The sequence below is a fragment of the Frankia tisae genome (genome assembly GCF_025403405.1).
GTDB classification, from domain to species: Bacteria; Actinomycetota; Actinomycetes; order Frankiales; family Frankiaceae; genus Frankia; species Frankia tisai.
This window is the reverse complement of sequence record NZ_JANEZT010000489.1, coordinates 1-4062: the sequence shown is the minus strand read 5'-3', so window position 1 is coordinate 4062 and position 4062 is coordinate 1. Positions and strand designations below refer to the sequence as shown.

Sequence of the window (4062 nt, the reverse complement as noted above, 5' to 3'; positions counted from 1 at the left end):
GCCACCCTCCCCGCGTCTGCCTCTGCCACCCTCCCAGCCTCTGCCACCCGTCCCGCGCCTGCCGCGGACATGGACCTGGTGGAGATGGAGTTCGCCGACACCGAGCGGTTCGCCCGCTGGATCGTCGGGTCGGGGCCGGATGTGATCGTGCTGGAGCCGCCGGAGCTGCGCGCGGCCGTCGTCGCCCGGCTGCGGGCCGCGGCCGCGGGCACCGCCGGCGTGTGCGAGGCCGCCGCCGTCCTCGGCGGGCGATGAGCGATGAGCGCCGCGACCGACCGGTTGAGCCGGCTGCTCGCTCTCGTCCCGTGGCTGCGGGCGCATCCCGGCATCCCGTTGCCCGTGGCCGCCGAGGCCTTCGGAATCACCCCGCGGCAGCTGCGCGATGATCTGGACCTGCTGTTCGTGTGTGGGCTGCCCGGCGGGGCGCCGGGCGACCTGATCGATCTGAGCTACTCCGGCGACCGGATCACCGTCGCCGATCCGCAGACCCTCGACCGGCCGCTGCGCCTGTCGGTGGACGAGGCGACGGCGTTGGTCGTCGCCGCCCGCGCGCTCGCCGACGTGCCGGGTCTCGCCGGGCGGGAGGCGCTCGACCGGGCGCTGGAGAAGCTGGAGAAAGCGGTCGGCGCGGCGGGCAGCGTCGCCGGCCAGGTGCGGGTCAGCCTCGACACCCATGCCGAGGTGCTCGCGGCGGTGCAGCGGGCGGTGCGGGAACGCCGCCGCGTGCACCTGCGCTACCTGGTGTGGTCCCGCGACGAGCTGACCGAACGGGACGTGGACCCGATGCGGGTACTGGTCCGGGAGGGCCACTGGTACCTGGAGGGCTGGTGCCATCGGGCGGAGGCGGTGCGGCTGTTCCGGCTGGACCGCATCGACGGCCCGGACGGGGTCGAGGTGCTCGACATCCCGGCTGCCCCGCCGCCGGGCGCGGTGTCCCGTGACACCAGCGAGGGGATCTACCGGCCCGGCCCCGCCGATGTCCGGGTCGTCCTCGAACTCGCCTCGCCGGCCCGCTGGGTCGCCGACTACTACCCGGTCACCGGGGTGCGCGAGCTGCCCGGCGGTCGTCTGGAGATCACCCTGTACGCGCGGGAGACCTCCTGGCTTCACCGGCTCGTGCTCGGCCTCGGCGCCGACGTGCGGGTCGTCGAGCCGCTGGTTCTCGCCGCGCAGGTGCATGCTCTGGCCCGCCGGGCGCTGGCCGCCTACGGGCTCGACGCCCCGTCCGGCGGCGCGGACGACGAAAGGTAGGGTGATCGGCATGCTCTGGGCGCTCGTCTACCTCGTGCTCATCCTCGGTGGGCTTGTCCTGCTCGCCCTGTGCGCCTGGCAGGTGTGGCAGAAGGTGCGTGGCGTGCGTCGGGCCCTCGGCGAGCTGTCGACCCGGGTGTCGGGCCTCGCCGCCGACACCGCGGAGCTCTCCGCCCGGTTGGACCATGCCGAGGTCACCTCCCGACTCGCCGAGCGCGCCTCCTGACCAGCCCGACCGGGCGGGTTCAGCTGTGGTCCCATTGTGATCCAAGGTCGGCGAAGGCGCGGCTCTGAATCGCGACAAAGAGTCACGATTAGGTGGGCGCAGCGCCGCCACTTGGTAGCTGTGAGAGATTTTGGTCGATTGTGACACGGGAACTTGCCCGCAATCGGTTGCGGGTTGACTACAATTCGTCTCGCAGTCCCGCTTCGTTGCGCAGCCGTCATCTGCGAGATACCTGTATACCGTCTATCTCCTCCTAGGCTGGCGGACGTAGCATCGATCGCACCGGTCGTGGGACCGGGCCGGTACCGCTCATCGGAGGACGCCGTCCATGCCAAACCTGGGCACCACCGAAATCATCATCATTGCCCTCGTCGTGCTGGTGCTGTTCGGATCGAAGAAGCTCCCCGATGCGGCGCGTTCCTTCGGCCGCTCGCTGCGCATCTTCAAGGCCGAGACCAAGGGCCTGCGTGACGACGACCACCAGGCTCCGGCCACCCACCAGGCTCCGGCCACCCACCAGGCCCCGCTGCCGATCGAGGCGCCGGCTCAGGTCGCCGCCCCCGCCCAGAGCGCCCAGCCCGGTGTCGCGGTGAACGGCTCCGCCCCGGCGGCCGACCGGCACTGACCGCGCGTGCCGGCAGGGCGTCGCGGCGTCCGGCCGGCGGGCGCCGGTCGTCGGCGCCCTTCCCTCGCCCCCTCGACCAGGAGACGCCGACGTGCCAGGGATCCCCACGCCGCGGAGGTTGTTCGCCTCGGTGAACCAGCGGCGTACCCGCACGGTCGAGGACAGCCGGATGCCACTCACGGAGCATCTTCGTGAGTTGCGGAACCGGATCGCGATCGCGCTCCTGGGGTTCGCGATCGCCGCGGTCGTCTGCTTCATCCTCGAACCGCACATCTTCAACTGGCTCAAGGCGCCGTACTGTGATCTGCCCGCCAGCAAGCGGTTCAGCCCCGACGGCGCGGCGTCGACGGACTGCACGCTGTACTTCTTCGGGATCCTCGACGCGTTCACCATCCGGCTGAAGATCTCGATGATCGCGGCGGCGGTGGTGTCCTCCCCGGTGTGGCTCTACCAGCTCTGGTCGTTCATCACCCCCGGCCTGCACCGGCACGAGCGGCGCTGGTCGCTCACATTCGTCGGGATCTCGCTGATCCTGTTCGCCACCGGCGCCTTCTTCGCCTACTACACCCTGTCCACCGGTCTGAGCCTGCTGCTCGGGTTCGGTGGCAACGGCCTGGTCAGCGTCCTCGACGGCAACAAGTACCTCAGCTACGTCCAGGCGATGCTGCTGATCTTCGGGCTCTCGTTCGAGGTGCCGCTGCTCGTCGCGATGCTGAACCTGGCCGGCGTCGTGACCACCGCCCGGCTGCGGTCCTGGCGGCGCGCCGAGATCTTCCTCGTGTTCGTCTTCGCGGCTGTCGTCACGCCCAGCCAGGACCCGTTCACCATGCTGGCGCTGGGCCTTCCGATGGTGGTTCTCTACGAGGTCGCGCTGATCATCGGCTGGATCAACGACCGGCGCAGGGCCCGCCGCGGCGACGACTCCCCGTACGCCGACCTCGGTGACGACGAGACCTCGCCGCTGGATCTCGACGAGGCTCCGCCGCCTCGCGCGGCCGGCGTCGGGCGGCCGGCCGAGTCGGCCTCGTCGTCGCCGGTCGGCGCGGGGACCGGCTCCGCGACCCTGGCCGGCGATCCGTCGCACCTCGACATCACCTGACGCCAGCTGCTGTGGCGGTCGGTGCGGGGACGCCGCGTCCCGTAGGGTGGCAATGTGTCCTCCACGCCTGAGGCTCTCGTGGAGTTCGCCGCCAGCCTCCCCTTCGGGTTCGACCCCTTCCAGCTTGAGGCGCTCTCGGCGCTGGCGGCCGGCGAAGGTGTCCTGGTCGCGGCGCCCACGGGAGCGGGCAAGACGGTCGTCGGCGAGTTCGCCGCCCATCTCGCCCTGAGCACGGGAACGCGTTGCTTCTACACGACGCCGATCAAGGCGTTGTCCAACCAGAAGTACACCGACCTCGTCGCCCGATACGGCGCGGACAAGGTCGGCCTGCTGACCGGCGACACCGTCCGCAACGGCTTCGCGCCGGTCGTCGTCATGACGACCGAGGTGCTGCGCAACATGCTCTACGCCGGCCCGGTCGGCGGCGGCGACCTCGCCGACCTCGCCTACGTGGTCATGGACGAGGTGCACTACCTCGCCGATCGCCAGCGGGGCGCCGTGTGGGAAGAGGTCATCATCCACCTGCCGGCGCACGTCCGGCTGGTGTCGCTGTCGGCGACGGTGAGCAACGCCGAGGAGTTCGGCGAGTGGCTTGTCACCGTCCGCGGGCACACCCGGGTCATCGTCAGCGATCACCGGCCCGTGCCGCTGTGGCAGCATGTCCTCGCTGACCGCACCCTGCACGACCTGTTCCTCGAGGACACCCCCGGCGAGCCGGTGCCGCCCGGCGAGGCGGCGATCGCCCGGGCGGTGTCAGAGCAGGACCTCGCCCGGCCCGGCTGGGGTTCCCCACCCGCCGTCGGTTCCGCCGGCGCGGCCAGCACGGGCGCGGGCGGGCGGTCCGGGGATCGGCGCCCGCGC

The 4062-nt window shown here is 71.5% G+C and carries 6 protein-coding genes; all 6 read left to right on the top strand.

The features are described from left to right. Positions 1-255: WCX domain-containing protein (locus tag NBZ85_RS28595; RefSeq protein WP_261563057.1), on the top strand; the 255-nt coding region annotated here is incomplete at its 5' end. A gap of 3 nt (positions 256-258) precedes the next feature. Continuing rightward, on the top strand, positions 259-1251 hold the full coding sequence (locus NBZ85_RS28590; protein ID WP_261559734.1) for a helix-turn-helix transcriptional regulator: 993 nt from the start codon (positions 259-261) through the stop codon (positions 1249-1251). A 10-nt stretch (positions 1252-1261) separates the two neighbouring features. Then, the gene (locus NBZ85_RS28585) at positions 1262-1477 is read left to right on the top strand and encodes a hypothetical protein (RefSeq protein WP_261559741.1); all 216 of its coding nucleotides are present in this window, start codon (positions 1262-1264) and stop codon (positions 1475-1477) included. 328 nt (positions 1478-1805) lie between these two features. After that, complete coding sequence (gene tatA / locus NBZ85_RS28580) at positions 1806-2102, top strand: Sec-independent protein translocase subunit TatA (RefSeq protein ID WP_261559736.1); 297 nt, start codon at positions 1806-1808, stop codon at positions 2100-2102. A 91-nt stretch (positions 2103-2193) separates the two neighbouring features. Continuing rightward, a complete protein-coding gene (gene tatC / locus NBZ85_RS28575) occupies positions 2194-3201 on the top strand; it encodes a twin-arginine translocase subunit TatC (RefSeq protein WP_261559737.1) in 1008 nt (335 codons plus the stop codon). Positions 3202-3255: 54 nt separating this feature from the next. Further along, positions 3256-4062 (top strand): DEAD/DEAH box helicase (locus NBZ85_RS28570; RefSeq protein WP_261563055.1); only part of this gene is annotated, 807 nt, incomplete at its 3' end.